This window comes from Paenisporosarcina sp. TG20 (assembly GCF_000286315.1).
GTDB lineage: Bacteria > Bacillota > Bacilli > Bacillales_A > Planococcaceae > Paenisporosarcina.
The window spans coordinates 1-5,398 of sequence record NZ_ALJG01000146.1 but is presented as its reverse complement, the minus strand read 5'-3'; the positions used below and the strand labels follow the sequence as shown (position 1 = coordinate 5,398).

Here is a 5,398-nt window from a genome sequence, read left to right as displayed (position 1 = left end):
GACCAACACCCTGTTGGCCTGTGGAGGCTCACGGACCGCGTCGGCCTGTAACGGAAATCATACCGGAAACCCAATGTGATACTGTATACTTTCTTAAAGGACCGGGCCAAATTTGCCCGGTTTTTCTTATGATTTAGCACAATAAAGTTTGTAAGAAAAAATGATGTAAATTTAGATGTAACTAAACTAGTTAATTCAGATAATGAAGTCATGTTGAATTACTCTACAGATTTTCAAATTTCCAGTGTTTGAAGACTATTAGAAGATTAATGTCAATTATTTTTGCAAGAGAGATAATGCACAAAAACTCTTGAGTTCGGAAATAACCTTAAAGAATAGCTAGTCAGATAAAATATAAATCAATAAAGATTAGACTTTCAAAAAATGTATAACAACTATAAGAATCAGACCAAAAAAGACACTCAATTAAGAGTGCCTTGATTATGGCGTTTCTAGTATATAGAGACTAACATGCTAAAAACAAGAATTTCTTTATTTTGTTTAATTATTATTCTTGTTAAGTAATACCGGAAATCACTATTCACATTATTTAGCGATTATTTATTGTTTCAGGATACATATCGTGATTCATCATACGATGTGATGCCACCTCTTCATATTTTGTACCGGGTTTTCCATAATTCGTATAAGGATCAATACTAATTCCTCCACGTGGAGTGAATTTACCCCAAACTTCAATATATCGCGGATCCATTAGTGCCACTAAATCGTTCAGGATGATATTCATGCAATCTTCATGAAAGTCCCCATGATTTCTAAAGCTAAACAAATATAATTTAAGAGATTTACTTTCTACCATTTTGATATCAGGTATATAACTAATATAAATAGTAGCGAAATCTGGTTGACTTGTTATAGGGCACAATGAAGTAAACTCTGGACAATTGAATTTCACAAAATAGTCTCGATAGGGATGTTTGTTATCGAAAGACTCTAACACACCTGGATTATAAGTAAAATCATATTGAACATTTTGGTTACCTAATAAATTGATTCCTTGTAACTCTTCTTTTTGACGACCACTCATCGTTTGTTCCTCCTTGTTATACCCCGCGTTTATTTCCCCATAATAATGAGTGTAATTGCGGTAAGACTTTTGCATCGTTCATAGTGATAGATTTCATGGATTTATTAATCAACCATTCATAGCGTTCTAATAAGGACGACAGCAAAGCTTGATCATCAACAGTTAAGACATCATCGTTTCCAACTTGCAAAAAGAAAGGGACGTCGGGATATCTTGTATGAATCATCTCTGCATAGTTAAAATCTTCATCATTAAAAATTACAATCTTTAAGCTAAAGTTAGAATCTTTTAGATTGTGGATAAATATATCAAGTTTAGTGAAATCCGTCGTCATTAAAGAACTTGGTGGTTTTGGTGAGATAGTTACTTCATCAACATCGACTAGCCAATCCTGCCAGAAAGATCCTTGTGTTTCAATGGCTACTTTCCACCCTTGTTCATGACATTGATTGACGAATTCACCGAGTCCTTTATGTAGAGCAGGATTACCTCCAGAAATAGTGATATGAGAAAATGCCTCACCACCAACCTCTTTTAAAGAGTGAATAATTTCTTCCGCTTTCATGGATGTGCTTTTTCCAGTGCCATCCCATGTGAATTTAGAGTCGCACCATGAACAAGAATAGTCACATGCCGCAGTTCGAACAAACATTGTCTTTTGCCCAATTACCATACCTTCACCTTGGATAGTAGGACCAAATATCTCCATTACAGGTATTTTCATAATAGATCCTCTGCTTTGGGGCGGTATACCACGTAACTAGTAGGGGTTTCTCGAACTAGTACTTGTAAACATTTCGGTTGGTTTGGGAGAGTTTTCAATTTCCTCTGAATGGTAGTCCAGATTTCTTCAGCGACTTGTTCTGTCGTAGGAAATTTCTGTTTGAACTCAGAATGGTCGTTAAGAAGCGTATGGTCGTATCTTTTATGAACTAGGTTTTTGATCACCTTAAAATCAATCAGAAAACCCATTTTGTCCAACTTATCCCCTGCTATTGTAATATTAATGAAATAAGTGTGACCGTGCATATGTTGACAATTGCCAGCATCGTCATGTGGAATGAAATGTGCTGCGGACAAGTGCATATCTTTATTTAATTCAAATCTAAATAAATGGGGTGTTTGTGGATAAAATTGCTGTATCATTTTGTAACACTTCCTTGTTTTTCTTGAAGATAGGTGTTTAACCCGTTTTGGCGTAATACACAAGATGGGCATTTGCCACAGCCATCTCCACGAACTCCTTCATAGCAAGTTAGCGTATGTGTTCTAACAAAATCCAGTCCACCTAATTCATCAGCCATTTTCCATGTCTCGGCTTTATTTAACCACATTAATGGAGTTTGAAATTCTAACGAAGTATCCATTGCTAAATTGATGGATACATTGAGAGCTTTTATAAATACATCACGGCAATCCGGATATCCACTAAAGTCAGTTTCGCAAACGCCTGTAATGATATGACGAGCTCCAATTGACTGTGCGTAAATGGCAGCAAATGAAAGGAATAAATGATTTCTTCCTGGCACAAAAGTAGAAGGTAACTCACCATCTGTTCCCTCTGTCACAGCAATATCGCTTCTTGTTAATGCATTTGCTGAAAGTTGGTTAATTAATTTCATATCTAAAATTTTAAAAGGGACTTGTAGTTTTTCAGCTATCTCTTCCGCACATATAATTTCTTCAATATGTCGTTGCCCATAATCAAATGTGACTGTATACACTTCTTTATATTGTTTTAAAGCCCATAAAAGACAAGTTGTACTATCTTGTCCTCCACTAAATACAACTACTGCTTTTTCATTTAACATTGCTCATTTCTCCTTTTGAAGAATGAGTTTCGATAACTCCATGATAGGTAACTCAGTACTGATTACATACATTAGTAAATGTATGTAATCACAAAAAATCAATGACTGAATCTAGGCTAATAAAGCACAAAAAAACTGTGTGATATTGCAACAGTTTTCACCTTAGTTTTTTATAGAGGGAGTTTTCGAACCTCTTTCTATTTTGTTGCATCTTTCACATAATAGCATAAAACAAAAAAAGTTCATAATAAACGATGATTTTAGAATTCTTGACTGTCTTAATAGCCTATTCAAACAAACAAAAAAGCATGAAGAAAATCAAATCTTCATGCATCTAATTATTTTTTTAGAGAATAGGAGATAAAAGTCTTGATATAGATTCTTTCATTTTTATTGAACGTGTACGTTCTTCGTACAATTTTAGTGTCAGCTCTGATGAAAGTAACATGTCTTGCTCGAATAACTCAGCAATACTACGGGAAGTTTCTCGATCATATATAAAAGCGTTTACTTCGAAATTAAGTTTAAAACTTCGCAAGTCAATGTTTGCAGTACCCACGGTTGATGCTTCATCATCCACCACAATCATTTTCGCATGCAAAAATCCATTCTCATAAATATACACCTTAGCTCCAGCTTTCAGTAATTCGCCGACATATGAATACGTTGCCCAATATACAAACATGTGATCTGGTTTATTTGGAATCATGATTCGTACATCGATTCCAGTTAGGCAAGCGATGCGAAGGGAATCCAAAACGCTTGCATCGGGAATAAAATAGGGTGTTTGAATGTATACGTATTTTTTAGCCATAGTAATTAACTTTAAATACCCATTTTTGATTTGTTCCCATTCGGAATCGGGTCCACTTGAAACCACTTGTAAACTGACAGATCCTTTTAAAGGAATAGCAGGAAAAAAACGATCTGAGTATTCAATATCTCTATTCTTAGAAGCTTGGTTCCAATCTAAAATAAACCGTGTTTGAAGCGGATGTAGCGAACTTCCTTCTAAACGTAAGTGTGTATCACGCCAGTAGCCAAACTTTCTATTTAACCCCAAGTACTCGTCTCCAACATTAAAGCCACCGATATAACCTACTCGTCCATCAATAACCACGATTTTTCGGTGATTACGATAATTTAATCGTGGATTAAATAGCGGCATAATTGAAGGGAAAAATGTTTCTACTTCTCCCCCTAAATCTATAAGTTCTTTGAAATGTTTCCTTTGCAAACCCCGCGAGCCCATATCATCAAAGAGTAAGCGGATTTTTACCCCTTGCTTCGCTTTACGAATTAGAACTTCATAAATACGATTTCCAAGTCCATCTAAACGGAAAATATAGTATTGGATATGAATATGATCTTTTGCACGCTCCAAATCCTCTAACAAAGAAGAAAATTTCTTTTCCCCGTCATTAAAAATTGTCACTGCATTATCTTGAGTTAATACGGCGTGATTGTTACGCAAATGCATATAAATTAGCTCTTGGTATGCCAAGGAATCTTTAAGTCTAAATTCAAATGTGCCGGCTTCAATTGCTTTTATTTGATAATCTATTAAGTTATCGATGCCAATTTTACTACGGCCTTCCCATCGGAAAAAGTGTTTCTTTCTAAGTTGTCTCCCAAACAATAAATAAAGTAAGAAACCAATAATAGGAATGAAGAATAAAATCATTAGCCAAGCCCAGGAGGAAGATGCATCCCTTCGTTCTAGGAAAATTAATATAATGGCAAGAAAAATATTAAGTATGACAATGGTGAAACTCCCGATATTGAGCAAATTATCAACCATATATATTCCTCCTTATAAAGGATAATTGTTTTATTTTAAGTGATAGCGCTTTTCCCCAAGATAAGAAAGTATATACCTATAGAATGCCAAGAATCGAATGTTCAAGGTGTTTTTAAGTACATGAGACTAAAATTATAAAGTGGAATAAATGGAATTTCTTTTGTATTACTCTCTTTAAACCGATTAATATGTAGGCGTGATTGCCTTAAAATACACACGTTTAATCTTGAATTTCCATTGTAAGTGATGTTTGTTCAGTAATATATATACTTGTTTAGTAATCCGATCTAAATGTAGATGTGAGTACTTTCATTTTACAAGATAGGATTTTTTAAAAAAGTTATATTGTTATCACTTGATTTGATTTATAACCAGGTGAATGATTGTAGTGAAAGGCGGCAACTCCAGCGGGAAAAGCGAGTCCAGTGTAACGGAAATCACAAGATTAGAATAGAAGGCTATCTCATACTTGAGGTTGTGCAGTATGATTGTCGTCAAAAGCATCCTGGAAACAGAGGGTGATATGTTTGATATCCTTTACACCTGTTCATAAAATTAGTTGTACTTTCTTAAAGGACCGGGGGTACTTTGCCCAGTTTTTCTTAACAAAATTAGAAAGTATATAAATTTAGGGTGTCATAAATCCAGTATTCCCGGTATTTTAAGGAGTAGGTTCTAGTATGATACCGCTGATTTGCGCTCCAGGCGGACGCTTTCCACGGGGCGGGCGGCGAGTCT

5 protein-coding genes and 1 riboswitch are annotated in these 5,398 nt (G+C 35.1%); all 5 genes read right to left on the bottom strand.

Annotated elements, in window-relative coordinates:
• Positions 1-550: 550 nt before the first annotated feature.
• The 5 genes from queF to cls all read right to left on the bottom strand — a co-directional run bounded on the left by queF (position 551) and on the right by cls (position 4,660).
• On the bottom strand, positions 551-1,048 hold the full coding sequence (gene queF / locus B371_RS0101850) for a preQ(1) synthase (protein WP_019412617.1): 498 nt from the start codon (positions 1,046-1,048) through the stop codon (positions 551-553).
• A 16-nt stretch (positions 1,049-1,064) separates the two neighbouring features.
• Positions 1,065-1,775 (bottom strand): 7-carboxy-7-deazaguanine synthase QueE, encoded by a 711-nt coding sequence (gene queE / locus B371_RS0101845; RefSeq protein ID WP_026022946.1) that lies wholly within the window; start codon positions 1,773-1,775, stop codon positions 1,065-1,067.
• Positions 1,769-2,194 carry a 6-carboxytetrahydropterin synthase QueD gene (queD, locus tag B371_RS0101840; protein ID WP_019412615.1) on the bottom strand — a complete coding sequence of 142 codons (426 nt, stop codon included), beginning with the start codon at positions 2,192-2,194 and terminating at the stop codon, positions 1,769-1,771. Before queD ends, queE begins: the two co-directional genes overlap by 7 nt.
• Complete coding sequence (gene queC, locus B371_RS0101835) at positions 2,191-2,859, bottom strand: 7-cyano-7-deazaguanine synthase QueC (RefSeq protein WP_019412614.1); 669 nt, start codon at positions 2,857-2,859, stop codon at positions 2,191-2,193. Before queC ends, queD begins: the two co-directional genes overlap by 4 nt.
• A 156-nt stretch (positions 2,860-3,015) precedes the next feature.
• Positions 3,016-3,059: riboswitch (PreQ1 riboswitch) on the bottom strand.
• Between the two features lie 146 nt (positions 3,060-3,205).
• Positions 3,206-4,660, bottom strand: coding sequence for a cardiolipin synthase (gene cls / locus B371_RS0101830; protein ID WP_019412613.1), 1,455 nt, complete (start codon positions 4,658-4,660; stop codon positions 3,206-3,208).
• Between the last annotated feature and the right edge of the window lie 738 nt (positions 4,661-5,398).